We start from the raw sequence: 25939 nt of genomic DNA, 5'->3' as shown, positions 1-25939 counted from the left end.
TACCCCCGTTTCGCCTGAAGCGAAACGGGGGTATTTTCTTTATCTGAAATCAGGGCATCAGCGCCTGTCGGCTTTTTCCACCGGGCTGAGGAGCCACATTGCGGGTGTGGCGAATCTCCTCCCAGACTGTGGTCTTTTTAAAGTAGCAGCCCACGGTAATAGGCAGCCAGCTCAGCAGGAACAGCCAGTAGCAGGCAACGCCCTTCCACAGGCGGCGGTCCCACTTATTCTCCACCGTCACCACCAGCACAGCCGCCGCCGTAGCGCCCAGCGCGCTGATCACCAGATTCAGGGCGAAGGCTCCCAGAGCCAGGGACAAAGAGAAGTAGGGCCGGGAACAGCCAACCGCCAGAGCGGAGAGCACCGAGCTGCCCAGAGCGGCCACCTGGTAGGCAGGCACCAGCATGGTAGCACCCATATCAAACACCACGCTGTCCGGCTTGCGCATCATGCGCTCCATGATCACAGGCAGATACTGATGGGCGATCTGAATGGTGCCGCTGGTCCAGCGGCGGCGCTGCTTCACCGAGATCTCATAGCTCAAAGGCTGCTCGTCATAGGTGATCGCTAGAGGGACCCACCAGATCTTTACCTCGGCCATGGCCAGCTGAACGGACATCTCCAGATCCTCACTGATGGTCTGGGTACGCCAGCCGCCCATCTTCTCCAGCGCAGCGGCGGACACCATAAAGCCGGTGCCGCCCAGCATGGCGGACAGTCCCAGTCCAGCCTTGCCGTTGTTGTGGAAGCGGCTCATCATCCAGTAGTAAATGGAGTAGCAGCCGGAAAAAGCGGTGTCGTAGGGATTCTTGCTGTCCCGGTAGCCCTGAGCCGCCCGGGCGCCGGCGCAGTAGGCGTTGTTCATTTCCTTCAAGAAATCGGGATGGGCCACATTGTCCGCGTCGAACACGCAGAAGGCGTCGTAGCCACGACCAGCCAGCTGGTTGTAGGCAAAGCGCATGACCTCGCCCTTGCTCTTGACGGGAACGGTGCACTCCAGTACCTTGGCGCCGAAATTGGCGGCCGCCTGAGCGGTGTTATCGGTGCAGTTATTGGGGATCACGTATACATCATACAGTTCCGGGGGATAGTTCTGGGTCAGCAGGCTGTTGACCAGAGAGCCAATGACCAGCTCCTCATTGCGGGCAGCGATCAAAACAGCAAACCGGGTCCGGGCCGGGTGCCTGCCGTAATCCATGGGGCGCCGCCAGGACATCAGAGCTGTCACAAAATAATAACCGCCCCAAACGGTCATTGCCAGACCCAATACACTGGCAAAAGCCAGCATCAATCGTGCGGTAAACTCCATGGTCCAATCCTCCTTTGCTTGATGGTCCCAGTGTAACAGTGAAATGTTAAGCCCACACCATATAAATCATTAAGATTTTTAAAAGATCTCTTTAAAAGCCCCTTTTCCCCTTACTTTCTCCCCTCTATTCCAGGGTGGGGAAAAATTAACAGAATGTTTGTTTGCCTTTTTCCCCCGCTCCCTTTATAATATTTACATAATACTTTTTATCCGCTTTTTGTTGTTCCTTTTCACCCATTGTAGCGCAGCATGACCACCTTTGCGTGTTCCGGTTCTGCCGCGCTAGCGCAAAGGAGGTACCTATTTGCTTCAGTTTGAACATGTCTCCCTGGCCTACGGTTCCCAGCAGATTCTGCACGATCTGTGCTTTCAGATCCCGGACGGTCAAATGACCGTGCTCATCGGCCCGTCCGGCTGCGGCAAAACCACCACGCTGAAAATGATCAACCGTCTCATCGAGCCCACCAGCGGAAAGATCTATCTGGACGGCGAAGACATCGCCACCAAGAACAAGGTGGATCTGCGCCGGCATATCGGCTATGTCATCCAGCAGATCGGCCTGTTCCCCAATATGACGGTGGCCCAAAACATCTGCGTGGTTCCCACTCTGCTGAAATACAGTAAAGAGGAGTGCGACCGCATCGCCCGACATCTGTTGGAGATGGTCAATCTCCCCTATGAGCAGTACGCCCATAAATACCCCAGCGAGATGTCCGGCGGTCAGCAGCAGCGCATCGGCATCCTCCGGGCACTGGCTGCCTCGCCCCCCATCGTCCTGATGGATGAGCCCTTCTCCGCCCTGGACCCCATGACCCGCCGCTCCCTGCAGCAGGAGGTGCGCAACCTTCAGCAGAAGCTGCACAAGACCATCGTCTTTGTCACCCATGACATGGAGGAGGCCCTGGATCTGGCCGACGTGATCGTCTTTATGGACCACGGCAAGATCGTACAGATGGCTCCCCCGGAGGAAATGCTGGCCCACCCGGCTACCGGGCAGATCCAGGACTTTTTGGGCAAGTTCATTCAAACCAACTCCCCCAACGACCTCACTGCCGCCGACTTTATGCGCACCGGCGTTTACTCCGTCTCCGCCAACCGCGGCATCAATGAGTGCGTCAGCAAAATGCAGCGCCACAATGTAGACACCCTGCTGGTGGTAGACGATCAGGGCAAGTATCAGGGCACAGTCTCCATCGCCGACATCCGTCTCACCGGCCACGTGGTCAAGACCATTCAGCCCCTCATCCGCTGCAACACTCCCACCGTCCACGCCCAGGATAACGCCAAGGACTGCTTTGACCAGCTCATCTCCAGCGGCGCCCCTTACCTCGTGGTGCTGGGAGACGGAGAACAAGTGGCCGGCATCATCACCAAAACCAGCATGGCCTCCGCCATGGCAGAGCAGCTTTGGGGGTGAGGCAGAGTGACATTCCACGACTTACCAAAGGCTCTGCTGGAACATCTGGGTTTTACCTTTGTCTCGGTAGCGGTAGGCTTTGTGCTGGGCGTGCTGCTTGGCATTCTGCTCTCTCGCCTGCCGAAAAACCTGTCCAAGCTGATTTTACCCATTCTCTCTATCTTCAACACCATCCCCGGCGTCGTATTTGTGGGCCTGCTGTTTCTGGTTCTGGGCATGCAGCCTATCACCGTTCTCATCGCCCTGTCCATCTACGCAACCTTTCCCATCCTCAAAAATACGTACGCCGGTCTCTCCTCGGTGGAGGGGCAGTATATTGAGGCAGCCAAGGGCTGCGGTATGAGCCCCATCCAATGTCTCGTCCGGGTGGAACTGCCTCTGGCTCTGCCCACCATCATCGGCGGACTGCGTATGTCCACCGTCTACACCGTCAGCTGGGCGGTGCTGGCCGCCATGATCGGACAAGGAGGCCTTGGCACCTTTATCTACGCAGGCGTCAGCGCCAATGACAACGGCCTCATCCTTCTGGGCGCCGTTCCCGCCGCCATCCTGGCCTTTGTGTTGGGCTCTTTGGTGGACGCCCTTCAGCGCCGGGCCGTGCCCCGTGGCATGCGGAAAGGGGGTGGGGACCTGTGACCTTCCAAGTGATCTTTGAGCACCTGTCCATGGTCATTGTGGCCCTGCTCTTTGCCCTCATCGCCGGCGTCCCCCTGGGTGTACTCTCCTACTTCTATCCCCGGACGGGCAAGATCATTCTCCGGGTGGTAGACCTCATTCAAACTACCCCCGCCCTGGCTCTGCTGGGTATCATCATGGTATTTATGGGCGCCGGAAAGCCCACCGTCATTGTGGGCCTGGCCCTCTACTCCCTGCTCCCCATCGTGCGCAACACGGTGTTGGGCCTCAACCAGGTGCCTTCCGCCCTGAAAGAGGCGGCCACCGGCATGGGCATGACCCGCATGTACCAGCTGCGGCGGGTGGAGATTCCCCTGGCCGCCCCCATCATCTTTACCGGCGTGCGCATCGCCGCCGTCAACGCCATCGGCACGGCGGTCTTTGCCGCCATGGTGGGCGGCGGAGGCCTGGGCAACATCATCAACACCGGCATCCGGCAAAATGATATGAAGGCCATTCTCAGCGGCACCGGCGTGCTCATGGCCATGGCCCTCATTTTGGATCTCATTATGGCCCTGGTGGAGCATCGCATGAACCGCCGCTCCGACCGCGCCCCCTCCCCTGCCGGTAAGCTGCTCACCCGGGCCGTGGCCGCGGTGACCGCGGTGGCCTGTGTGGCTCTTACCGTGTGGACCTTCCTGCCTCAGCAGGAGGACGGCCTGGTTCTCTACGAGGGGCAGTTCTCCGAGGTCCAGCTGGTCAATAGCATGATCAAGCAGCTGGTGGAGGACCGCTACGACCTCACCGTCACCATCAAGGATCAGATGACGGCTGTCAACAACTTCAATGCTATGACAGGCCAGGACCACAGCTGTGACCTGATGTACACCTGGGACGGCACCCTGCTGACCACCATCATGGGTCTGGACACCACCGATATCCCCGATGGGCAGACACTCTATAACTTTGTCAACGAGAAGATGAATACGGAGTATGACGCCCGCCTCATGGGAAAAATCGGTGTAAACAACACCTACGCCATCGGTGTGACCCAGGATGTGATGGACACCTATCATCCCACAAAAATCAGCGATCTGATTCCTGTTGCCGGCGAGCTGCGCTTCGGCGCCGAGTCTGACTTCTTCACCAGTGCGGGCAGTATGAAGTATGATCCCTTCGTTCAGTTCTATGGCCTGAACTTTGCCAAGGCCACCCCGGTGGACATCATGCTCAAGTACACTGCCATTGAGCAGGGAGCCTATGATGTGATAGTCGTCTACGCCACCGACGGTCTGAACATCCGGGCGGGCCTTACTGTATTGGAGGATGACCTGCACTTCTTCCCCGACTACTACGGCACCATTCTGGTGCGCAACGATGTATTTGAGCGCTTTGAGGAACAGGCCCCTGATCTGGAGGAAACCCTGTCCCTGCTCAACGGTAAGTTTACCGACCAGCTTATGAGCCAGCTCACCTACCGGGTGGACGTGGAGCAGGAGCCGGTAGACCAGGTAGCCCGGGACTTTTTGGTGGAAGCTGGTCTGCTGGAGCAGTAACTCTTCCACACCCTGCAATCAAAATGTGCAAAACGCGCCCCGTGTCAGTGTTTAAACTGGCACGAGGCGCGTTTATTCTGCTGCCGGGGAAATCAGGCCCGCTTTCGATATCTCCACGCAAGAATCAGGCCTGCCAGGAGCACTGCGGCGCTGGCTGCCAGCAGGACTCCATATTCGCGGTTTAAAGCGCTCTGATTTTCCCCTTTCATCTCCAGTTTCATAGGATCTTGTCCGCTTTCTGCTGCGGTGTTGGCCTGGGGACGCTCAGGAACATTGCCGTCCATCGGCAGGGAAGCTGAGTCTTCCCCTACAGGCAGATCGAATGGCTGGCCGCCGGAAGGCACTTCCTCCCCCTGGGGCTGAGCACTTATATCTTCCCGCTCCATAGGTCCGCCCATCCCGCCGCCCATGGCATTGTTCATGGTACCCATGTCCGAAATGCTCAGTTCCGAGGCATCCACCAGAGCGCTGCTGTCCTCCGCCTGGCCGTCAGAGGTGGAGGGGATGGTCCCGTCCAGCTGGCCCTGGACGCTCTCAGCCCGCAGCAGGCAGAACTGCTCCAGCGTCTCCACCCCCGTCTCAAACTCCTCATAGGTACAGAATTTGGTGGGGTCTTTTTCCACGTAGGTGGCAATGAGCTGCTTTGTCTGGGCCATCATCTGGGTAAAATAACCGCTGTCAAAGTAGGAGGAAATAAAGTCCGCAAAGTACTGGTGGTACAGCTGGGTGTACTCTTCACTCTCAAAAATCCAGGCCAACATGGGCCGGGAGTCCACGGTCCCGCCGGATACCGGGGTGTCAATGGGGTAGTTTACCATGGAGGTGGCATCCTGTCCGCCCTGGAAGCCGCCAAAGGCCAGGTTATAGTCCCAGGGAATCATGGACAGCTGACCGTCCTCTTCGTAGAGGTAGTAGTTGTGGATCATGGAGCCGGTGTAGCTGTCAAAGTTACACACAAAGTTGTGCACTACAAAGTAGCGGATCACCTCGTCCACATCTACCACACTCTCAATATTCTCACCCTCATTCAGCTGCTTGAGAGAGGCGATGAGCCGGTCCTTGTCGGCGTCGGTGATGTCGGTTTTGGCGTTGTCAAAGATATTGGAATAGCTGTCGTAGTCGTCATCGGTGTAGATAAGGGATACATCGCTGCTGCCCATGGAACCGCCCATACCGCCTCCCCGGCCACCGAACTGTTTATCCGTCTGAGCCGGGTCTGTGGTCTGACTGTCCGAGGCATCATCCTGAGACGGGACTGCGCCCGGCATATCTTGGGGCATAGTTTCTGTGTCAGACTGCACTTCTTCCCCAGTATCCGGCGGCGTCATACCGTCTGGCCGTTGGCCCTTCATGGCCTGTCGGTCCGGAAGGGTATTCTGACTCTCTTCGCCGCTTTGATCGTCCATCCAGTCCTCCAGATCAAATTCTCCGCCGTTGCCCCGGCCGCCGCCCATGCTCATGCTGTCAGGCTTATAGAGCTCTCCATAGTCGCTGCCGTAGTTGCGCTCCAGGAAAGACTCCTCCACCCCCTCCACCGCCAGATAGAGGCCCCAGTCCTCCCCGTTGACGGTAATATACACGTAGCTGCACAAATGGGCGTCCACGCCGAAATAACCCATCATCTGATAGGTGAGGTAGTCCTTCATATAGGTATTGTCCTGAATGATGTTGTTGAGACTGAGCTTATCCAAGCCGTGGTAGCTGATCGTACTGTCATAGTGGTCAAACTCAATTTTAAAGCTGTATCGGTCGTTTCCATAGCTGGCCACCTGGGTCAGAGAGGTATTGCCCTTGGCCCGGATGGCTACGTTGTTATAGCTCTCGTTGTCGATGACCACCGAGCACAGTTCGTACTCCTCGTCGGTACAGCCCTCCAGGAACCCCTCCCAATCATCCATAACGATGTCGATGGTGTGGACCCTTGACGTGTCAAACAGACGGCTCTCATATCCCTGGGTTGTGGAGGCCGCCTGGATACCTAAGGAGGGAGCGTTTAGAAAGACTCCGGTCACCACCAAGGCTAAAAGCAGAGCCAGGCAGCAGATCTTGTCCATGTATTTATGGGTCGACATGGTCTGCTCCTTTCTTTATCCCATATAGTCTCCGTTGTAGCTGACCAGCACGGCGCTGGCGACTCCCTGCATCTCGGAGAGGTCATTGATAAAATCAGTATTCTCGTCTTTCATCCGCACCTCCAGGTTCAGCTCCACGGCTCCCTTCTGGACTGTCTTACTCTTGACGGTCAGGCGCTGGACCTTTTCCTTCAGAAATTCCGTAGCTGCCGCTTCGCTCTCATGTCCGTCACAGCGGAGCACTACAATATAGGGATTCACATGGGACTTTTTGTTGGCAAAAATCAGCAGGAACACACCAATAAATACGCTGCCGAATACAGCCAGAGGGATGAGTCCCGCCGCCAGCACGATACCTGCGGCAATGGACCAGAACAGGAAGGCAATGTCCAGTGGCTCTTTGATGGCGGTGCGGAAACGGACGATGGACAGGGCACCCACCATGCCCAGGGACAGCACCACATTGGAGGTGACCGCCAGGATAACCAGCGTGGTGATCATAGTCAGGGCCACCAGAGTCACGCCGAAGCTGGAGGAGTACATCACCCCGGCAAAGGTCTTTTTGTAGATAAGGAAAATAAACATACCCAGGGCAAAGGCCAGCACCAGTGCCAGGGCCATATCCAACAGGGTAACGCTGGTCATGTTCTCCAGGAAGCTGGATTTGAAGATGTCTTGAAAAGTCATTGTGTTCTGCTCCTTCTTGATTGTTCGCGCTCACCCGTAAATCCGGCAGGCGGCGTATTTGGAAAAGGCCGAGGTGTGAGTTCTGGGTACCTGGGCCAGGTCTCGGATCAGAGAAGGCAAAAAGCCGTCCCACTTTACCTCCAGGATGGCGGGAGCGTCCCCCGCTGGAATGGTTACGCAGTCCGGATTTAAAAAATCCGTGTTTCCCATGGCAGTACGGATGTTGTAATCCAAGGTCACCCGCACATTCCCCGGGTCGTAGACAAAGGGCTCCCGGGTATAGTCCACAATCGTCCGGGGCCGCAGACCCTGGGTGGTCATTTTGAAGCACAATTCCCGGACCAAGGGCTCTTTGCTGTCTGCCAGCCTGGTAACATCTCCGCCAGCTACGGCTTGGACCTCTTCCCAGCTCATCCTGGCCTGCTCTTTGCTGCACAGACCGCTGTACTTACTCTTTTTTTCCAAAAAAACTTGGGACAGATCTCCGTTGTAGTACCGGATCCGAAATTTTTCCCGGCTGTTTACTCCATCCAGCTTTTCCCTCAAAGCTTTGTCCGCCAGATTGTCAAAATACAAGCTTCGGATCTGGTAGCTCCCGTTTACCGCATGCTGGTCCCCTTCCAGCACCGCTCCCAGGCGGGCACGGAGGGCCAACAGGTCAGAGTAGCTGATTTCGTGCTTCCACTCGTGACGAAACTCCATTTCGCGGCCTCCTTTCCATAGGTGGCTAGTATACTCTGTCAACCTTAGTTCAAGCTTAGAGAATATAAAATCAGCGGAGCAAGATATACCTGCTCCGCTCTCAGCCTCTTTTTTTGCACGCTTTCCTATGGTAGCCGCTTGGAGGCAACGATGCGTGGATTCACATGGACCATACAGTGCTTTACCATAGGGAACCGGCGTTCCATGGCATGATGTACCTGCGCCGACGTCTCATGGGCCTCAGCCAGCGGGACTTCCCCATCCGCAGCAATCTCTACTTCCACATAGATTCGGTTGCCAAACAGCCGGGTCTGCAGCCGGTCCACACCCAATACCCCCGGCTGGGCCAGCGCAGTCTGCCGCATCTCCTCCTCCATCTCCTCCGGACAGGCGGTATCCAGCATTTTTGCCGCGGCATCCCGGAAGATGTCCCAGGCCGCCTTCAAAATAAACAGACAGATCACCACACTGGCTGCCGGATCCAGCTCCGGGATGCCCAGCCTCGCTCCGCAGATCCCCACAAAACTGCCCACAGAGGACAGCGCGTCGGAGCGGTGGTGCCACGCATCCGCCATGAGAGACGGAGAGTTCAGCTTCTTGGCCGCCGCTCTGGTGTACCAGTACATAGCCTCCTTGGACACGATGGAGAGAACCGCAGCCGCCAGTGCCACCCGCCCGGGAATGGGCAAGGCGTCCGCGCCTCCCAGGATGTTTCCCACTCCGGTCCAGCCGATTCCAAGCCCTGTCACGGCCAGCATAGAGGCAAGCAGGATGGCAGCCATACATTCAAACCGCTCGTGGCCAAAGGGGTGCTCCCGGTCCGCCTCCTTTCCCGCCAGCTTGACACCGGCAATCACCACAAAAGTGCTCAGCACATCGGATGCGGAATGGACAGCGTCAGACACCATTGCCCCGGAATGGGCCACCAATCCCGCAGCCAGTTTCAGAATGGTCAGCACCACATTGCCCAGGATCGTGACAACTGAAACTCGTATTGCTCTGGCTTCTCCGCTTTTTTGATCCATACTGTTACCTCCCATTTGGAACATATTGCTGTGGCATTCATCTGTTTAGCCTGTTCCAGGGGGTACACAAAGACACCCATGGAACATATTTTTGTCCCACAGATGCCTCACCATCTGCTGCCGCCGCAGCGGCCCGGCTCCTTTACGGCCTGTTCCGTATGGGGCGCGCCGCCCCAACCATGTTCTCACCCTCAGTCTATGCCCTCCTCTTCCCTTTGGTCACTGCATCCCTTGTCAAAAAAAGTTCACACTTTTCGTATGGTACAGGCTTATCCATTTGTGTTAAAATAAAATTGTCCCCAAAGGAGATTCTCTGCATCTATTTTTCCTTACCAAAGAACAGGAAGGCAACTCTATGGACAACAATTTTGCCTCTTCTATCGATTCCAAGCACCGCCACCCCCGCAGTCTGGCGCTGCGCTCGCTGGTGCTGCTGCTCGGCTTTGGCTGTGCGGCATCTCTTCTGCTGGGCAGCTGCGCCCATCCCCGTATCCTTCCTCTAACAGGTTGGCTGCCAAAATCCTCCCTGTCCGTCTCCATCTCTCGAACCACCTCTCACTGGAAGGCTCCCGATGATACCCATGTTTGGAATCTGACTCTGGTCAATCCCTGGAACCCTCTTCCGGAGGATTATTCCATCTCTCTGAAGCAGGTAGAATCCGGCCAGGCAGTAGATCAGCGGTGCGCGGAGGCCCTGCAGGCGATGATGGATGACTGCCGGGCTGCCGGCCTATCCCCTCTCATCTGCTCCTCCTACCGTACCCAGGAGACCCAGCAGGGACTGTATGACGCCCAGGTCAACGATTTTCTTGCTCAGGGCTACTCCAGAAAAGAGGCTGAGTCCATGGCCGCCACCATAGTGGCCCTGCCCGGCACCAGCGAGCACCAGCTAGGGCTGGCGGTAGACATTGTGGATCAAAACTATCAGATCCTGGAGAGCTCCCAGGAGGACACACCGGTCCAACGATGGCTGATGGAGCACTGCTGGGAGTATGGTTTTATTCTCCGCTATCCGGAAGAGAAAAGCGATTTAACTGGCATTATCTACGAACCCTGGCACTACCGCTATGTGGGTGTGGAAGCCGCAAAAGTGATTACCCAGGCCGGGATCTGTCTGGAGGAATATGTGGGAGCCACTGCAAAAGCCGTTCCTGACTCTTTCTCTTAAAACTTCAGCCGCCCTTCTCTATGCAGGAGAAGGGCGGCTGTTTATTCTCAGATCACTTTCAATTTTTAAAAAAGAAAACGTCCTGAAATCGTTTGATTTCAGGACGTTTGGTGGAGATAAGCGGGATCGAACCGCTGACCTCTTGAATGCCATTCAAGCGCTCTCCCAGCTGAGCTATACCCCCATATTTTCTTGTCGCTTTGGCTCTTGGCCTCAGCTCAGGGCTTATAATACCAGATACCCGCTCACTTGTCAAGCATAAAAAGAAAGTTTTTTCGTTTTTTTCAAAAACCAAAGAACGCCGCAGCGCTGTGCAGCGCTGCGGCGTTTCGATGTGCTGATTAGTAATACTTTTTGCGGTTCTTACGAGCAGCCTCAGACTTCTTGCGGCGCTTCACGCTGGGGCTCTCATAATGCTCGCGCTTACGAACCTCGGCCAGCACGCCAGACTTGGCGCAGCTGCGCTTAAAGCGCTTCAGAGCGCTCTCCAAAGACTCGTTTTCTCTTACACGGACTTCCGACATTTATATTTCCCTCCCTCCGGCGTGGCAGATTTTCTGCCACGAAAGGGCCATTTGTATGGCTTTAACAGAACCATTATATTTGACTTTCTGTCAAATGTCAAGTTCTTCTTTGCTCTGCAAATTTGAATTTTTTGTAACGGCACGATGCACCATCAGGCCTGGGGCTTGAAAATCAGATTGACCAAGCACCCTTGATGGCGCGCGGGTGGCCTGCGGGCCGCAATTACGCCTTCGGCTTAAAAATCAGGTTGACCAGACGGCCCTTGACCACGATGGACTTCACCAGCTGCATGCCCTCGGCCATGCGGGCGATCTTCTCGTTGGCCAGAGCGGCAGCCACGACCTCCTCGTCGCTGCTGTCGGTGGGCACGATGATGTTGGCGCGGACCTTGCCGCCCACCTGAACTGCCATCTGGGTGGTGGCGGTAACGGTCTTGGCCGCATCATAAGTGGGCCAGGACTGCAGACACACCTGGCCGCCGTAGCCCGCCATCTCCCACAGCTCCTCGCACATGTGGGGGGCAAAGGGAGAGAGCATCAGCAGCAGAGCCTTCATATCGCCCCGGCTGGCGCCGTTGGCGTAGAAGTCGTTGACCAGGGCCATCAGGGTAGCGATGGCAGTGTTGAACTTCATGGCCTCGATGTCCTCAGACACCTTCTTGATGGCACGGTGGACAGCCACCTCGTTGACCTGAGAGTACTCATCGCCGGTGTGCTCCTGCTCGGTGGCCAGGTTCCACACACGGTCCAGGAAGCGCTTACAGCCCTTCACACCGTTGTCCGACCAAGCGGCAGCCTTCTCAAAGTCGCCGATGAACATGATATAGGTGCGCATGGTGTCGGCGCCGTACTGCTCGATGACGTCGTTGGGGTTGACCACGTTGCCGCGGGACTTGGACATCTTCTCGCCGCCCTCACCCAGGATCATACCGTGGGAGGTGCGCTTCTGATAGGGCTCCTTGGTAGGTACTACGCCGATGTCATAGAGGAACTTGTGCCAGAACCGGCTGTACAGCAGGTGCAGAGTGGTGTGCTCCATGCCGCCGTTGTACCAGTCCACGGGGCTCCAGTAGTCCAGAGCCTCCTTGGAGGCCAGGGCCTTGTCATTGTGGGGGTCCATATACCGCAGGAAATACCAGCTGGAACCGGCCCACTGGGGCATGGTGTCGGTCTCCCGCTTGGCAGGGCCGCCGCAGCAGGGGCAGGTGGTGTTCACCCAGTCGGTCATCTTGGACAGGGGAGACTCGCCGTCGTCGGTGGGCTCATAGCTCTCCACGTCGGGCAGCAGCAGGGGCAGCTGGTCCTCGCTGATGGGCTGCCAGCCGCACTTCTCACAATAGACCATGGGGATGGGCTCGCCCCAGTAGCGCTGACGGGAGAACACCCAGTCACGCAGCTTGTAGTTGACCTTGGAGTGGCCGATGCCCTTCTCCTCCAGCCACTTGGTGATAACGGGGATGGCGTCCTTGACGGTCAGGCCGTTGAGGAAGTCGGAGTTGACCAGGATACCGGTCTCGTCCTTGGCGGTAAAGGCGGCCTTCTGCACATCCTCGCCGCCGGAGACCACCTCGATGATCTCACAGCCGAACTTCTTGGCAAACTCCCAGTCACGGTCGTCGTGGGCAGGCACGGCCATGATGGCGCCGGTGCCGTAGGTAGCCAGGACGTAGTCGGAGATGAAGATGGGGATCTCCTTGCCGTTGACGGGGTTGATGCCCTTCACGCCGTCCAGGCACACGCCGGTCTTCTCCTTGTTGAGCTCGGTACGCTCCAGGTCGGACTTGGAGGCGGCCAGCTTCTGGTAGGCCTTCACTTCGTCGGCGTTCTTCAGCAGAGGCATCCACTTGTCCAGAAACTTGTGCTCGGGAGACAGGACCATATAGGTGGCGCCGAACAGGGTGTCGGGACGGGTGGTGTAGACCACAATGTCGTCGCCGGTGGTGGCCTTGAAGGTAACCTCGGCGCCGGTGGAGCGGCCGATCCAGTTCTTCTGCTGGATCTTGACACGCTCGATGAAGTCCAGATCGTCCAGGTCGTCGATGAGGCGCTGGGCGTACTCGGTGATCTTCAGCATCCACTGGCTCTTCTCCTTGCGGATGACGGGGGCGCCGCAGCGCTCACACACGCCCTCTACCACTTCCTCGTTGGCCAGCACGCACTTACAGGAGGTGCACCAGTTCACAGGCATGGTGGTCTTATAGGCCAGGCCGTGCTTATACAGCTGCAGGAAGATCCACTGGGTCCACTTGTAGTAGCTGGGGTCGGTGGTGTTGACCTCCCGGTCCCAGTCAAAGGAGTAGCCCAGCATCTGCAGCTGCTTGCGGAAATTCAGGATGTTATCGTGGGTCACCTTGGCAGGGTGGATATGGTTTTTGATGGCGTAGTTCTCGGTGGGCAGACCGAAGGCGTCGTAGCCCATGGGGAACAGCACATTGTAGCCATCCATGCGGCGCTTACGGGCCACCACGTCCATGGCGGTGTAAGGCCGGGCATGGCCCACGTGCAGACCCTGGCCGGAGGGGTAGGGGAACTCCACCAGAGCATAGAACTTCTTCTTGTCGGTGTCACCGGTGTGGCAGGCGAAGGTCTTCTCTTCCAGCCACTTTTTCTGCCATTTCTTTTCAATGGCCGCGAAATCGTACTTCAAATCAATCACGCTCTCCTGTATTTTTACCGCGCCAGTCGGCACTTATATATTGAGACCGTAACATTATACCCGCAATTTGTCCAGATTGCAAGGGCTTCCATACAGCTCGCCCGGTTCCTGGACTTTCGAGGGAAAATTCAGGATTCTCAAATCCAATTTTATAAAAATCTTAATTTCCTCTTCCATGGAATTTATATCCTGTCCGCTATTCTGAATCCAGAAAGGACGGGGTCCATATGACGCAGACCAAAACGGTATATATTCTCCTCACCCGTTCCGGGACCTGGTTTTCCCGGCTCATTCACCTGGCCACCGACGACTGCTACACCCATGCCTCCATCGGTTTGGACGGTCCCGCCGGCCCCTTTTACAGCTTTGGCCGTCTGGACCCCCGCTTTGCCCTGCCGGCCGGACTGGTCCAGGAGCGGCTGGACGGCAGTCCCATGGGCGGCCGGGAGACGCCCTGGTGTCTATGTGAGCTGGAGGTCTCCTCCCAGGCCTATAACCATCTGAAACAACAGCTTTCTTCCATGTACGCCCGTTGGGAGCAATACCACTATAATCTGCTGGGTGCACTGAGCTGCTACTTCCATCAGCCTCTGCGCCGGGAGCACCACTATTTCTGTTCTCAGTTTGTGGCCAGTCTGCTAGAGGAAAGCGGCGCGGCGGAGCTGGGCAAATGTCCCGATCTGGTCCGCCCGGTGGATTTCTGCTCTCTGCGGGGCCTGCGCTCCGTGCGCCAGGGCGTGTTTGTCCCTTCCCCAGCCTGATCTTTTCCTCTGTTTGCCTCTTTCTCTCTCCTCCGGACTTGACAGAACCGATTCCTACGCTATAATAGAAGGACACTGTACTTCGCCGCTTTGACGCTGTAAAGCATCAACGCGACGAAAGAAGGAGGATCAGAAATGGAACATAAACGAACTGCCGGGCAGTTCGCCAGCTCAGCCGGTTTTATTCTGGCCGCCGTGGGCTCCGCGGTAGGCATGGGAAATATCTGGCTGTTCCCCTATCGAATTGGACAATATGGCGGCGGCGCTTTCTTGGTGCCCTACTTTATCTTTGTGGCCCTGTTCAGCTATGTAGGCCTGTCGGGCGAGTTTGGCCTGGGCCGTCTCACCGGAACGGGCACGTCGGGCTCCTTTGATTACGTGCTGAAAAAGCGGGGAAAAAAGGGCGGCTCCATCATCGGCATTCTGCCCCTGCTGGGCGTACTGGGTATCGCCATCGGCTACTCGGTGGTGGTAGGCTGGGTGCTGAAATACACGGTGGGTTCTCTCACCGGTGCAGTGCTCACCAACGAGCCCCAGGCCTATTTTGACGCCATGGCCGTGGACTTCGGCTCCATTCCCTGGCATCTTATCGCCGTGGTTCTCACCGCTGCGGTACTGCTGATGGGCGTGAAGGACGGTATCGAGAAGATCAGCAAGTTCATGATGCCCGCCTTCTTTATTCTCTTCTTCATCATCGCCATCCGCGTGGCCTTCCTCCCCGGCTCCTGGGAGGGCTACCTCTACCTGCTCACCCCCGACTGGAGCTACCTGGGCAAGTTTGAGACCTGGGTCATGGCCATGGGACAGGCCTTCTTCTCCCTGTCCATCAACGGCGCAGGCATGCTGATCTACGGCAGCTATATGAAGAAGTCGGAGGACATCATCCACCACTCGGTGATGACCGCCATTCTGGACACCATCGCCGCCCTGCTGGCCGGCTTTGCCATCATCCCGGCGGTGTTCGCCTTCGGCATCTCCCCCAGCTCCGGCCCCCCGCTGATGTTCGTCACCCTGCCTCAGGTGTTCCAGAGCATGCCTATGGGCCGGCTGTTTGCGGTATTCTTCTTTGTGTCCGTCTTCTTTGCGGGCATCACCTCCCTCATCAACATGATGGAGGCCTGCAGCGAGGCTCTCTCCAGTCAGCTGAAGTTCTCCCGCCGCCTGGCGGTGTGTGTCATCGCCGTGGTGGTCTTCGGCGTGTCCATCTTCCTGGAGGCCCTGCCCAAGATGGGCGCCTGGCTGGACACCGTGACCATCTATATCGCCCCCTTCGGCGCTCTGCTGTGTGCGGTGTTTATCTACTTCATCCTGGGCATGAAGGACATCAAGGCCGAACTGAACCTGGGCCGCAAGAAGCCCCTGGGCCGCAGCTTCGACGTCATCGCTTACTTCTACGTGATCGTAGCGGCGGCAGTGCTGGTGCTTGGCATCTACTACGGCGGCATCGGCTGATCAAATACTCAAAGATACAAAATCCCCGCTGGGAATCTTCCCAGCGGGGATTTTTTTGTGTTTAAATTGATTCAGCTGTTTTTCTGGTACAGGGCCACCAGAGAGCTGGCACCAATACGGTCGGCGCCGGCATCCAGCATGGCCTGGGCCTGCTCAAAGGTACGGATGCCGCCGGCGGCTTTGATGCGCATGTCGGGGCTGATGTGCTCCCGGAACAGCTTCACATCCTCCACGGTAGCTCCGCCCTGGGCAAAGCCGGTGGAGGTCTTGATAAAGTCGGCTCCGGACATGGAGACAATCCGGCAGGCGGCGATCTTCTCCTCCTGGGTCAGCTGACAGGCCTCCACAATGACCTTCAAAATACGGCCCTTGCAGGATGCCTTGACCGCCTTGATCTCCTCCAGCACGCCTTCCCAGTCACCGGACTTGGCCAGACCGATGTCCATGACCATGTCGATCTCGTCGGCACCGTTGCGGATGGCGTCCTCGGTCTCAAAGACCTTCACCTCGGGGGTGGAATAGCCGTTGGGGAAGCCGATAACAGTGCAGATCTTCAGGCGGTTGCCCACATAGTCTGCCGCCCGCTTAACATACCGGGGCGGGATACACACCGAGGCGGTCTGACAGGCCAAACCCTGATCGCAGATAACCTTCACCTGCTCCCAGGTGGCGTCTTGCGCAAGCAGGGTATGGTCTACCCGGCTGAGAATTTCTTTCCGATCCATAAGTCGTTTCCTCCTTACACAGAAGTGGGACCGGGTCCCACACAGAAGCGCTGATGCAGGTTTATTCTACTCCCGCCGCCCTCGTCTGTCCAGCCCAAAAACTGACAAAAAGCGGGCCGAAGAACCCCTCCGGCCCGCACGGCCGGTCACTTCCACCCTGAAAGGATAGCCGAAACCAGCACAGATTATTCCTTGTTTTTCCAGTTCGTTTATGCCTGCACCTTGGCCAGCAGGGCGTCGGTGCGGTCGGTGCGCTCCCAGGGCAGATCCAGGTCGCTGCGGCCGAAGTGGCCGTAGGCCGCGGTCTGGCGATAGATGGGACGGCGCAGATCCAGATCCCGGATGATGGCGGCGGGACGCAGGTCAAACACCTGCTGCACCGCGTCGGACAGATCCTCGTCAGAGACGCGGCCGGTGCCGAAGGTGTCCACCCGCACGGAGACAGGCTGAGCCACGCCGATGGCGTAGGCCAGCTGCACCTGGCAGCGGGAGGCCAGACCGGCGGCCACCACGTTCTTGGCCACCCAGCGGGCGGCGTAAGCGGCGGAACGGTCCACCTTAGTGGGATCCTTGCCGGAGAAGGCGCCGCCGCCGTGGGGGGCGCTGCCGCCGTAAGTATCCACGATGATCTTCCGTCCGGTGAGGCCGGAGTCACCCTGAGGACCGCCCACCACGAAGCGGCCGGTGGGGTTAACGTAGATCTTGGTGTCATTGTCCATGAGGCTGGCGGGGATGATGGGCCGGATGACCAGGTCGATCATATCCTGGCGGATCTGGCTCAGCTCCACCTCGGGGCTGTGCTGAGTGGAGACGACCACCGCGTCCACACGCAGAGGCTTGTCGTTCTCGTCGTACTCCACGGTAACCTGGGTCTTACCGTCGGGGCGCAGGTAGTCCACCTTGCCCTCCTTGCGCACCTGGGTCAGGCGCATGGCCAGCTTCTGGGCCAGGGTGATGGGCAGAGGCATAAGCTCTTCGGTCTCGTCGCAGGCGTAGCCGAACATCATGCCCTGGTCGCCGGCGCCGTTGTCCAGGCCGTCGTCCTGCTCGCCCTCCTTGGCCTCCAGGCACTTGTCCACGCCCATGGCGATGTCGGGGGACTGCTCGTCAATGGAGGTGAGCACCGCGCAGGTGTCACAGTCAAAGCCGAACTTGGCGCGGTCATAGCCGATGTCCCGCACCACGTCCCGGGCGATCTTGGGGATGTCCACATAGCAGCTGGTGGTGATCTCGCCCATCACATGGACCAGACCAGTGGTCACCGTGGTCTCGCAGGCCACACGAGCCTGAGGATCCTGAGCGAGCATCGCGTCCAGCACCGCGTCGGAGATCTGGTCGCAGATCTTATCGGGATGCCCCTCGGTTACAGATTCAGAGGTAAACAGTTTCTTTGCCATAATCTTTTTCCTTTCTTTTTCTGGGGGGTGAAAAAAACGCTCCGCATTGGCGGAGCGTTTTATCGTCTAAGCACCCTCATCTTTCGATACACTGCCGCCGGATTTAGCACCTTGCGTCTTACGCAGGTTGCCGGGTTTCATAGGGCCGTTCCCTCCACCGCTCTTGATAAGGTTTTCAGTTGTACAGATGGATTATATCAGTTTTTCCGCCTTTGTCAATAGGTTTATGCCTCCCAGCCGGCCAGATAGTCCTTCTGCTCCTGGGTAAGGGTATCGATGGAGAGGCCCATGGCGGCCAGCTTCACCCGGCCGATCTGGTCGTCGATCTCGTCGGGCACCTGGTAGACCCTCTTCTCCAGGCCGTCCCGGTGCTTGGCCAGCCACTCTAGAGAGAGGGCCTGCACCGCAAAGGACATGTCCATGATCTCGGCGGGGTGGCCGTTGCCCGCGGCCAGGTTCACCAGCCGGCCCTGAGCCAGTACATTGAGGATGCGGCCGTCCTTCAGGCGGAAGCCCTCGATGCCCTCCCGGCGGGGGAAGCGCTCCACCGCTTCAGCAGCCAGAGCGGCCACGTCCACCTCACAGTCAAAGTGGCCGGAGTTGCACAGGATGGCGTTGTGCTTCATGACGGCAAAGTGCCGGTCCACGATCACGTCCTTACAACCGGTAGCGGTGACGAACAGGTCGCCCACCTTGGCCGCCTCGTCCATGGGCATGACCTGGAAGTTCTCCATGGTGGCCTCCAGCGCCTTGAAGGGATCCACCTCGCAGACAATGACGTGGGCACCCATGCCCTTGGCCCGCATGGCGATGCCCTTTCCGCACCAGCCGTAGCCAGCCACCACCACCGTCTTGCCCGCCACCATCAGGTTAGTGGTGTGCATGATGGCGTCCCAGGTAGACTGGCCGGTACCGTATTTGTTATCGTAGTAGTGCTTGGCCTTGGCGTCGTTCACCGCCATCATGGGGCAGGGCAGGATGCCCGCTTTCTCCCGGGCAATGAGGCGGTGGATACCGGTGGTGGTCTCCTCGCAGCCGCCGATGAGCCGCTCACCCAAATCGGCGCAGCGCCCGCCCAGCAGAGAGATGAGGTCACCGCCGTCGTCCACGATGAGGTGGGGACGGCACTTCAGGGTCTCTACCAGCAGGTCCTCATACTCCTGGGGGGTGACGCCGTGAACGCCGTAGGTATCCACGCCCAGGTGGGTCATAGCGGCGGCCACATCGTCCTGGGTAGACAGGGGATTACAGCCGGTGAGATGCACATCGGCTCCGCCCTCCCGGAGCACCAGCCCCAGGTTGGCGGTCTTGGCCTCCAGATGGACCGACACGGCGATAGTCAATCCGGCAAAGGGCTTTTCCTTGCGGAAACGCTCCTCAATGCCGCTGAGGGCGGGCATAAAATCACGCACCCACTGGATCTTCTGCAGGCCCGAGGGGGCCAGGGACATATCTTTTACAATACTCATAGCTTCCTCGCTCTTTTCTATAAATTCAAAAGCGGCCAAAGCCGCCCACATTCTTACTTATTCTATCATATTCCCCTTTTCAGGAAAAGCACAACTTTTTATTCCCCACTTCCCCGGGAAAATGTTTACACTTTCGTCATGGACTTTTCCATAGAAAACGGGTACAATGCTCTCTGGACATTTCTGCCGTCTCTGCGGCAATTTTATTGATGATAAAAAGGAGGGCTGTCCATGAAGGCCATTTCCCGCTGGCTGGACCGCTTCTGTTACAAACATCCCCGCTTTGGCATTCCCAATCTGATGAAGTTTATTGTCATCGGCAATGTACTCATCTACCTGCTGGATATGTTCTCCCGCGGCTACGCCACATTGCTGTGCATGTTCTATCCAAGCGCAGTCCTTCATGGCGAGGTGTGGCGGATCATCACCTTCCTGTTTGTGCCGGTGAGCGGTTACAGCTCCAGCGATATGTTCTCCATTTTGTGGTTTGCCATGACCACTCTGTTCTATTACTACATTGGCAACGCCCTGGAACGCCAGTGGGGCTCCACCCGGTTCACCGTATTTTATTTCCTGGGAGCCATCCTCAACCTCATCATCGGCTTTGCCTTCCAGACCAGCGTCACCATGTACTATGTGAACATGTCCATGTTCTTCTCCTTCGCCACTCTGTACCCGGAGATGCAGGTGCTGCTCTACGGCATTCTGCCTCTGAAAGTCAAGTGGCTGGCCTGGCTGGACGCAGCCCTGTTCCTGTTTGATATCATCCGCTACCTGATGCTGGGGGCCTGGGGCTATGCCCTCATTCCTGTGGTGGCCATTCTGAACTACTTTCTCTTCTTCTGGGACGATCTGATGAACATCGTGCGCCGGAAAACCGGCCGCATGACCTATCAGGCCCGGCCCCAGACCATCAACTTCAAAAAGGCCCAGAAGGAAGTTCAGCAGCGGAAGGGTTACCTCCACAAGTGCGCTGTGTGCGGCATTACCGACGCAGACGACCCCAACATGGAGTTCCGCTACTGCTCCAAGTGCAACGGCTACTACTGCTACTGCATGAAACACATCAACGACCACGTACACGTACAATAAAACAGGTAAGCCGGCCGCCATTGGCGGCCGGCTATTTTTATGCGCGCGAGGCGAAACGAAGTTTCGCACAAAATTCTTTTGCCTACTTTTCTTCTAAGAAAAGTAGGTGACTAACAGGTCCACACAGGCTCCGTAAGAACGCATGCCCAGTTCCTGATCGTTACCTTTCAAAAACGAGTCATACACCTGCTCGGCAGCATCCTCCACGGGAGAGGACAGCTCTGCCCAGTAGGCGTTGTTATCGTTCCAGTCCACGGCCAGCTCCGGCGTGAAATACTGCTCCACGATGGCGCTCCACCCCTCCGGGTCCACTGGATACAGGGCGTTGCACAGTTGGATGAGACCCATCAAATATCCTGAGTAAACATATACCGGATCTCCGCTGGTGACCGAGGCGGCAATGCCCACAAAATTCGCCTCCTGCTCGGCAGCCACCATGCGCTGGTGGGCCATCTCATGGGCAATGGTGGCGGGCAGCAGACAGGACGGGGCATCTACATTCACGTTGGCCTCCCCGGTGAAAGGGAAATATACCCCGGTAAACCCCAGCCAGCTCTGCAGGCGGGAGAAAAAGATGGGTTTGGCCCGGGTGGGATGCTCCAATTCCAGGCATTGGAACTCCTGCATCAGATTCTCATAGATCTCGGGCCCCTTCTCAAAAATGGCGGCGGTATCCTCGGCAAACAGGCCATTTTCATCCCGCTGCACCTGGGTGGAATACTCCGCCGCCTTTTCGGCAAACAGGGCGGTAACCTGTTCCAGCGTCTCCACAGAATAGGGCTGTGTCTCCAATCCGCTGCGCTGTGCAAAGGAAGGGGCATAGTAGGCAGCGTTCCACATCCAATCCATGGCACACCAAATCCAAAGCACCGCCCCCAGCATAGCCAGCAGCCGTTTTGTAAAGATGCGTCCCTCCCGTTTCCGGATCAGCAACACCACCGCCCGGATCAGCCACACCACACCAACCATCAAGACCAGAGCGGTGAGCACTTCGGCCACGGAGAAAGCGGGAAACACGGACCAAATCCGGGCCAAAAACTGCTCCACCGGGGCCATGACATGGTCTACCCACCAGCCCATTCGGGCCTGATCGCCTTTGAGCAGCTCAAACAGCCCCACCAGCACCAGAGGCAGAGCCAACCCTGCCCCCCACTTGATCCAAGTTATCTTGTTTTTCATCGCTTCTCCTCTCACATCCGCACCGGGCCGGTGGTCCACTCTCGTCCCGGCCCCGGGACGGTTTCAAGGCATAGGTCGTACAGGTCGGTACACCGGGCCTCCAGTTCAAACAGCTGCTTTCCCTTTTCCGGAAGCTGCCGGGCATGGGCAGGTTTAGTCAGAATAGGCAGACTGGAACGCTCCTTCATCTGCCGCAGGACCTCCTGTCCCCGGGTGTTGAACCCCAGCACGCGAAGATAGGCAGGCTGTCCCGGCCGGTCCGTTTGGGTCAGGCCCAAATAAGCCCACACCAGCAGCCGACGCATCCGGGCCTGGGTCCAGTGCTTCGGCTTGGCCAGAGCAACAAATTCCTCCAGAGAGCGGCACTGCTTTCCGGCCCGCTCCAGCCGGGGCGGCAGGCCTTCCCCGGCTCCGCTGTCCGGGAGTTTCGCCCAATCCTCCGCCGTTATGGTGCGAAGCTTGGCCAAAATTCCCCGCTCCATGCGCTGGAGACTGGGAACCCCATTCCAGCCCTCTTTCAAAATCTCCAGCCCGCCCTTTGGGAGATAGGGCTCCAATGCCGGCCAGTCCCCATGCTCCAAGTAAACCCTCAGTTGGGTAGCGGAAAGATGCTGGGGCCGGTCCGCGCCCTCCAGCAGGCTATCGTGGGGGGCTCCCTCCCTGCGGACAGTCATGGGCCGAATCCTGCTGTTTAGGCTGTCCAGTGTCCGCAGGTACTCCACCCCCAGATTGTTGTTTGGCTGGGAGAGCAAAAGGGACAGCTCCTCCCCCAGCAGGCTGTCCGCCGCCGCCTGTCTGGCCGCGGCAAAGGGCATCCCTTCCCCCACAAACCGGCACAGGCTCTCCTCGTACTCCGGGGTGTTAAGGCTGGCGGCAAGCCGCCGAAGTTTTTCCACGTCTCCGTACTCGCTGCCAAAGGACAGCACATCCACCACGCCGCTGCGCTCCAGAATGGTCACCGCGCCCCGTGCGAAGGTCTCCGCGGAGGACACCGCCCACACGGTGGGCAGCTCCAGCACCAGGTCAACCCCTCCCAGCAGAGCTAGCCGCGCCCGGGTCCACTTGTCCAGCACGGCGGGCCGTCCACCCTGGACCCAGTTGCCGCTCATCACGGCAACCACGGCACAGTCCCTCTCCAGAACCTGGCGGGTACGGGCAATTTGGTAGGCGTGTCCGGTGTGAAAGGGATTGTATTCGGCAACGATGCCAATAACCTGCATGAGATTGACCTCCTGGTGGATTATCTTCCTCTTTTTCAGAAAAACGGTTGTCTTTCTCAGGAAAGAGCGTTAAAATAAAAACACAAACTGGGTTTGCCCCTATTGTATTACAGGAACCCAAGCAAGGCAACCCAAGGCGTGTTTAAAAATTAACGTGTGAAGGAGACGATTCCCATGAATATTCTGGTAATCAACGCCGGCAGTTCTTCTCTGAAGTATCAGCTGCTCAACCCCGAGACTCAGGAGGTCCTGGCCAAGGGTCTGTGTGAGCGCATCGGTATCGACGGTAAGTTCACCTATAAGCCCACCGGCAAGGAGGCTGTCAAGGAGGCCGATGTGGCCATGCCCACTCACTCCGAGGCCATCCAGGCCGTGCTCAACGCTCTGGTGGACCCTGCCAACGGCGTGATCACTTCCATGGATGAGATCGGCGCGGTGGGCCACCGTGTGGTTCACGGCGGCGAGAAGTTCGCCTCCTCCGTGCTTATCACCGACGAGGTCATGGCTGCCATCGAGGAGTGCAATCCTCTGGCTCCCCTGCACAACCCCGCCAACATCATCGGCATCAAGGCCTGCCAGGCTCTCATGCCCAACACCCCCATGGTCGCCGTGTTCGACACCGCGTTCCATCAGACCATGCCCCCCGTGGCCTACACCTACGCTCTGCCCTACGAGTACTATGAGCAGGACAAGGTCCGCCGCTACGGCTTCCACGGCACCAGCCACAAGTACGTCTCCCAGCGCGCTGCCGCTATGCTGGGCAAGCCCATCGAGGAGCTCAAGCTGATCTCCTGCCACCTGGGCAACGGTTCTTCCGTCACTGCCATCGACGGCGGCAAGAGCGTTGACACCTCCATGGGCTTCACTCCCCTGGCCGGTCTGCCCATGGGCACCCGCTGCGGCGACATCGACGCCGGCATCCTGGAGTACCTGATGAACAAGCATGGCTACAACATCGACGAGATGCTCAGCATCCTCAACAAGAAGTCCGGCGTGCTGGGTATCTCCGGCGTGTCCTCCGACTTCCGTGATCTGGAGGCTGCTGCTCCTCAGGGCAACCAGCGTGCTCAGCTAGCTCTGGACTCCTTCGACTACAACGTGAAGAAGCTCATCGGCGCTTATGCCGCTGCTATGGGCGGCGTGGACGCCATCATCTTCACCGCCGGTGTGGGCGAGAACGGCCCCGACACCCGCGCCAACGTGGTCTCCGGCCTGGAGTACATGGGCGTGAAGCTGGACGCGGAGAAAAACAACACCCGCGGCAAGGAAGTGGACGTAGCCACCGACGACTCCAAGGTGCGTGTCCTGGTCATCCCCACCAACGAGGAACTGATGATCGCTATGGATACTGCCGCCATCGTCAAGGCCTGATTTCTAAACTATTTACGAGCGGCGCTGGAAATCTTCCAGCGCCGTTCTTTTTTGCCGATAAAAAATCCCGGTTCCCAAAGGAACCGGGATTTTTGTATGTCTGAATCAGAAGGGGCCGTAGCCGATGGCGTTGGCAATGACGATGAGGATATAAGCCGCGATCATCATGGTACCGATGGACTTGATGGCGAAGCGGAACCACTTGCCGAAGTCCAGGCCGCACAGAGAGCAGGCAACCACAGCGCCCGCAGGCCACAGGGTGTTGGTCAGGCCGTCGCCCAGCTGGTAGGTAAGAACCATAACCTGCTGGTTGATACCCAGCATCTGGCCCAGGGGGCTGAGGATGGGCATCATCATGACTGCCTTGCCGGAACCGGAGACCACGAAGAAATTCAGAGCGGTGACAAAAATGTAGATGATGAGCAGGGTGACCATGGGGCTCTTGCCCTGGAGGGCGTTGCCCATGTAGTACACCAGAGTATCCATGATGTTAGCCTTGTTCAGCAGGACCATCACGGAGTTGGCAAAGCCGATGGCCAGCGCAGGGCCAAGCACGCGGGCAGCGCCGGCGGTGAAGCGGTTACAGGTCTCAGTGGGGCCGACCTGGAACAGGATGGCCAACAGGATCATGAAGATGATGTACAGAGCCGTGATATTGGGGAAGCTCCACTTCAGAGCCACGCAGCCGTAACCCTGAATTACGATCAGCGCCACAAAGCCAACCAGAGCAACAACCCGCTTCCAGGTCATGGGGACCTCCTCGCCGATGGAAGCGGAAGCGTCCTGATTCTTATACTCCTCGTAGCAGTAGCTCTTGGTGGGGTCCTTGCGGGAACGGTTGGCATACCGGACCAGGAAGATCAGACCAATGGTGAAGAAGACCACCAGCACGATAAAGCGATACCACATGCCGGAGAAGATGGGCAGACCCACGATCTGCTGGGAGACGCCGGTGGTGAACATATTGAGCATGCCGCAGGCAAAGCTGCCGCAGGAGCCCAGCAGCACCGCCGCCGCACCGGTCATTCGGTCATATCCTGCCGACATGATCACTGCCGTTGCCAGACCATAGAAGGGGTAGGCGCCTTCGCCGTAGCCCAACACACCAAACACAGTAAACAGCACGTACATAATCACTACCAGGCTGATTTCCTTGCCCTTGGTAGCCCGCACCAGCTTGTGGATACCGGCGGAGAAAGCACCGGTGGACTCCAGGAAGCCCAACACGCCGGAGCAGATGAGCAGGTTGCCCATGATGGAGATACCGCCCACAATGCCGTTATAGAAGGACTGGAAGTAGTCGGAGAAGGTCAGATACTGTTTCTCTACCCAATTAAACACATCCGGGTTGACGATCTCACGGCCGGAGTTTTCATCCAGTACACGTTCAAAGTTGCCGCTGGGAACAAAGAACGAGACTATAAAAACAAGGAGCATGATGATGGCCAGGATGACAAAGACGTGGGGCACTGTGAATTTAAATTTTTTCTTTTCCATAGTTCTCTGCGCGGCAGGCACCCGCGCACTCCTTTCGGTTTGATT

The 25939-nt window shown here is 57.7% G+C and carries 21 protein-coding genes, 1 tRNA gene and 2 riboswitches; of the genes, 8 read left to right on the top strand and 14 right to left on the bottom strand.

The annotated features are described in order from the left end of the window. Positions 1-49: 49 nt before the first annotated feature. Positions 50-1309, bottom strand: coding sequence for a glycosyltransferase family 2 protein (locus ACLTXB_RS09010; RefSeq protein WP_235397652.1), 1260 nt, complete (start codon positions 1307-1309; stop codon positions 50-52). A gap of 304 nt (positions 1310-1613) precedes the next feature. On the opposite strand from ACLTXB_RS09010, the gene ACLTXB_RS09005 reads away from it, so the two are divergent. From ACLTXB_RS09005 to ACLTXB_RS08995, 3 genes are read left to right on the top strand one after another with little or no spacing between them, the layout of a single operon-like run. Next, positions 1614-2726 carry a betaine/proline/choline family ABC transporter ATP-binding protein gene (locus tag ACLTXB_RS09005; RefSeq protein WP_428226725.1) on the top strand — a complete coding sequence of 371 codons (1113 nt, stop codon included), beginning with the start codon at positions 1614-1616 and terminating at the stop codon, positions 2724-2726. A gap of 6 nt (positions 2727-2732) precedes the next feature. After that, positions 2733-3362 carry an ABC transporter permease gene (locus ACLTXB_RS09000; protein WP_110440101.1) on the top strand — a complete coding sequence of 210 codons (630 nt, stop codon included), beginning with the start codon at positions 2733-2735 and terminating at the stop codon, positions 3360-3362. Further along, positions 3359-4897, top strand: a complete 1539-nt coding sequence (locus ACLTXB_RS08995) for a glycine betaine ABC transporter substrate-binding protein (protein ID WP_428226724.1) — start codon at positions 3359-3361, stop codon at positions 4895-4897. Before ACLTXB_RS09000 ends, ACLTXB_RS08995 begins: the two co-directional genes overlap by 4 nt. 92 nt (positions 4898-4989) lie before the next feature. Here the strand turns inward: ACLTXB_RS08995 and ACLTXB_RS08990 are convergent, their stop codons facing one another. The 4 genes from ACLTXB_RS08990 to ACLTXB_RS08975 form a co-directional block, all read right to left on the bottom strand. Further along, entirely contained in the window at positions 4990-6969 is a 1980-nt protein-coding gene (locus tag ACLTXB_RS08990; RefSeq protein ID WP_428226723.1) for a CotH kinase family protein, read from the bottom strand. A 15-nt stretch (positions 6970-6984) separates the two neighbouring features. After that, positions 6985-7656, bottom strand: a complete 672-nt coding sequence (locus ACLTXB_RS08985; protein WP_428226722.1) for a DUF4956 domain-containing protein — start codon at positions 7654-7656, stop codon at positions 6985-6987. 30 nt (positions 7657-7686) lie between these two features. Then, positions 7687-8358, bottom strand: a complete 672-nt coding sequence (locus ACLTXB_RS08980; protein WP_428226721.1) for a polyphosphate polymerase domain-containing protein — start codon at positions 8356-8358, stop codon at positions 7687-7689. A gap of 125 nt (positions 8359-8483) precedes the next feature. Continuing rightward, positions 8484-9383, bottom strand: coding sequence for a cation diffusion facilitator family transporter (locus ACLTXB_RS08975; RefSeq protein WP_110440098.1), 900 nt, complete (start codon positions 9381-9383; stop codon positions 8484-8486). An 89-nt stretch (positions 9384-9472) separates the two neighbouring features. Further along, positions 9473-9550: riboswitch (NiCo riboswitch) on the bottom strand. Between the two features lie 188 nt (positions 9551-9738). Here ACLTXB_RS08975 and ACLTXB_RS08970 point away from each other — a divergent pair. Continuing rightward, positions 9739-10551 (top strand): M15 family metallopeptidase, encoded by an 813-nt coding sequence (locus ACLTXB_RS08970; protein ID WP_428226720.1) that lies wholly within the window; start codon positions 9739-9741, stop codon positions 10549-10551. Between the two features lie 108 nt (positions 10552-10659). Here ACLTXB_RS08970 and ACLTXB_RS08965 read toward each other — a convergent pair. From ACLTXB_RS08965 to leuS, 3 genes are all read right to left on the bottom strand, one after another. Beyond that, a tRNA-Ala gene (locus tag ACLTXB_RS08965) sits at positions 10660-10735 on the bottom strand. 157 nt (positions 10736-10892) lie between these two features. Next, the gene (gene rpsU / locus ACLTXB_RS08960; RefSeq protein ID WP_008981822.1) at positions 10893-11075 is read right to left on the bottom strand and encodes a 30S ribosomal protein S21; all 183 of its coding nucleotides are present in this window, start codon (positions 11073-11075) and stop codon (positions 10893-10895) included. Positions 11076-11298: 223 nt separating this feature from the next. Continuing rightward, the gene (leuS, locus tag ACLTXB_RS08955) at positions 11299-13722 is read right to left on the bottom strand and encodes a leucine--tRNA ligase (RefSeq protein WP_428226719.1); all 2424 of its coding nucleotides are present in this window, start codon (positions 13720-13722) and stop codon (positions 11299-11301) included. A 236-nt stretch (positions 13723-13958) separates the two neighbouring features. Here leuS and ACLTXB_RS08950 point away from each other — a divergent pair, with 236 nt between their 5' ends. Both ACLTXB_RS08950 and ACLTXB_RS08945 read left to right on the top strand, forming a co-directional pair. After that, complete coding sequence (locus ACLTXB_RS08950) at positions 13959-14492, top strand: hypothetical protein (RefSeq protein ID WP_428226718.1); 534 nt, start codon at positions 13959-13961, stop codon at positions 14490-14492. A gap of 135 nt (positions 14493-14627) precedes the next feature. Continuing rightward, positions 14628-15944: a sodium-dependent transporter gene (locus ACLTXB_RS08945; RefSeq protein ID WP_428226717.1), complete on the top strand. Its 1317-nt coding sequence runs from the start codon at positions 14628-14630 to the stop codon at positions 15942-15944. A 71-nt stretch (positions 15945-16015) separates the two neighbouring features. Here the strand turns inward: ACLTXB_RS08945 and deoC are convergent, their stop codons facing one another. From deoC to ACLTXB_RS08930, 3 genes are all read right to left on the bottom strand, one after another. Next, positions 16016-16669 carry a deoxyribose-phosphate aldolase gene (gene deoC, locus ACLTXB_RS08940; protein ID WP_428226716.1) on the bottom strand — a complete coding sequence of 218 codons (654 nt, stop codon included), beginning with the start codon at positions 16667-16669 and terminating at the stop codon, positions 16016-16018. 209 nt (positions 16670-16878) lie between these two features. Beyond that, the gene (metK, locus tag ACLTXB_RS08935) at positions 16879-18066 is read right to left on the bottom strand and encodes a methionine adenosyltransferase (protein WP_008981817.1); all 1188 of its coding nucleotides are present in this window, start codon (positions 18064-18066) and stop codon (positions 16879-16881) included. Positions 18067-18139: 73 nt separating this feature from the next. Beyond that, positions 18140-18239: riboswitch (SAM riboswitch) on the bottom strand. Between the two features lie 51 nt (positions 18240-18290). Beyond that, on the bottom strand, positions 18291-19535 hold the full coding sequence (locus ACLTXB_RS08930; protein WP_428226715.1) for an adenosylhomocysteinase: 1245 nt from the start codon (positions 19533-19535) through the stop codon (positions 18291-18293). A 231-nt stretch (positions 19536-19766) separates the two neighbouring features. On the opposite strand from ACLTXB_RS08930, the gene ACLTXB_RS08925 reads away from it, so the two are divergent. Continuing rightward, positions 19767-20627, top strand: a complete 861-nt coding sequence (locus ACLTXB_RS08925) for a rhomboid family intramembrane serine protease (protein WP_302668695.1) — start codon at positions 19767-19769, stop codon at positions 20625-20627. A gap of 93 nt (positions 20628-20720) precedes the next feature. Here the strand turns inward: ACLTXB_RS08925 and ACLTXB_RS08920 are convergent, their stop codons facing one another. Both ACLTXB_RS08920 and ACLTXB_RS08915 read right to left on the bottom strand, forming a co-directional pair. Further along, positions 20721-21806, bottom strand: coding sequence for a DUF3810 domain-containing protein (locus tag ACLTXB_RS08920; protein ID WP_428226714.1), 1086 nt, complete (start codon positions 21804-21806; stop codon positions 20721-20723). A gap of 11 nt (positions 21807-21817) precedes the next feature. Then, the gene (locus ACLTXB_RS08915) at positions 21818-23026 is read right to left on the bottom strand and encodes a tRNA(Met) cytidine acetate ligase (RefSeq protein WP_428226713.1); all 1209 of its coding nucleotides are present in this window, start codon (positions 23024-23026) and stop codon (positions 21818-21820) included. A gap of 174 nt (positions 23027-23200) precedes the next feature. On the opposite strand from ACLTXB_RS08915, the gene ACLTXB_RS08910 reads away from it, so the two are divergent. Then, entirely contained in the window at positions 23201-24397 is a 1197-nt protein-coding gene (locus ACLTXB_RS08910) for an acetate/propionate family kinase (RefSeq protein ID WP_428226712.1), read from the top strand. Between the two features lie 105 nt (positions 24398-24502). Here the strand turns inward: ACLTXB_RS08910 and ACLTXB_RS08905 are convergent, their stop codons facing one another. After that, positions 24503-25894 carry a YfcC family protein gene (locus ACLTXB_RS08905; RefSeq protein ID WP_110440091.1) on the bottom strand — a complete coding sequence of 464 codons (1392 nt, stop codon included), beginning with the start codon at positions 25892-25894 and terminating at the stop codon, positions 24503-24505. Positions 25895-25939 lie beyond the last annotated feature (45 nt).

It is taken from the genome of Flintibacter sp. (genome assembly GCF_046973065.1).
The sequence above is the reverse complement of the archived record's forward strand: the minus strand, read 5'-3'. Positions and strand labels throughout refer to the sequence as shown.

What these genes read in the sequence shown, in the direction of transcription:
- deoC (WP_428226716.1), bottom strand. Translation starts at nt 16,669, where the DNA reads ATGGATCGGAAAGAAATTCTCAGCCGGGTAGACCATACCCTGCTTGCG.
- ACLTXB_RS08920 (WP_428226714.1), bottom strand. Translation starts at nt 21,806, where the DNA reads ATGAAAAACAAGATAACTTGGATCAAGTGGGGGGCAGGGTTGGCTCTG.
- ACLTXB_RS09010 (WP_235397652.1), bottom strand. Translation starts at nt 1,309, where the DNA reads ATGGAGTTTACCGCACGATTGATGCTGGCTTTTGCCAGTGTATTGGGT.
- rpsU (WP_008981822.1), bottom strand. Translation starts at nt 11,075, where the DNA reads ATGTCGGAAGTCCGTGTAAGAGAAAACGAGTCTTTGGAGAGCGCTCTG.
- ACLTXB_RS08930 (WP_428226715.1), bottom strand. Translation starts at nt 19,535, where the DNA reads ATGAGTATTGTAAAAGATATGTCCCTGGCCCCCTCGGGCCTGCAGAAG.
- ACLTXB_RS08925 (WP_302668695.1), top strand. Translation starts at nt 19,767, where the DNA reads ATGAAGGCCATTTCCCGCTGGCTGGACCGCTTCTGTTACAAACATCCC.
- ACLTXB_RS08915 (WP_428226713.1), bottom strand. Translation starts at nt 23,026, where the DNA reads ATGCAGGTTATTGGCATCGTTGCCGAATACAATCCCTTTCACACCGGA.
- ACLTXB_RS08950 (WP_428226718.1), top strand. Translation starts at nt 13,959, where the DNA reads ATGACGCAGACCAAAACGGTATATATTCTCCTCACCCGTTCCGGGACC.
- metK (WP_008981817.1), bottom strand. Translation starts at nt 18,066, where the DNA reads ATGGCAAAGAAACTGTTTACCTCTGAATCTGTAACCGAGGGGCATCCC.
- ACLTXB_RS08945 (WP_428226717.1), top strand. Translation starts at nt 14,628, where the DNA reads ATGGAACATAAACGAACTGCCGGGCAGTTCGCCAGCTCAGCCGGTTTT.
- ACLTXB_RS08980 (WP_428226721.1), bottom strand. Translation starts at nt 8,358, where the DNA reads ATGGAGTTTCGTCACGAGTGGAAGCACGAAATCAGCTACTCTGACCTG.
- ACLTXB_RS08970 (WP_428226720.1), top strand. Translation starts at nt 9,739, where the DNA reads ATGGACAACAATTTTGCCTCTTCTATCGATTCCAAGCACCGCCACCCC.
- ACLTXB_RS08975 (WP_110440098.1), bottom strand. Translation starts at nt 9,383, where the DNA reads ATGGATCAAAAAAGCGGAGAAGCCAGAGCAATACGAGTTTCAGTTGTC.
- ACLTXB_RS08985 (WP_428226722.1), bottom strand. Translation starts at nt 7,656, where the DNA reads ATGACTTTTCAAGACATCTTCAAATCCAGCTTCCTGGAGAACATGACC.
- ACLTXB_RS08905 (WP_110440091.1), bottom strand. Translation starts at nt 25,894, where the DNA reads ATGGAAAAGAAAAAATTTAAATTCACAGTGCCCCACGTCTTTGTCATC.
- ACLTXB_RS08910 (WP_428226712.1), top strand. Translation starts at nt 23,201, where the DNA reads ATGAATATTCTGGTAATCAACGCCGGCAGTTCTTCTCTGAAGTATCAG.
- ACLTXB_RS08990 (WP_428226723.1), bottom strand. Translation starts at nt 6,969, where the DNA reads ATGTCGACCCATAAATACATGGACAAGATCTGCTGCCTGGCTCTGCTT.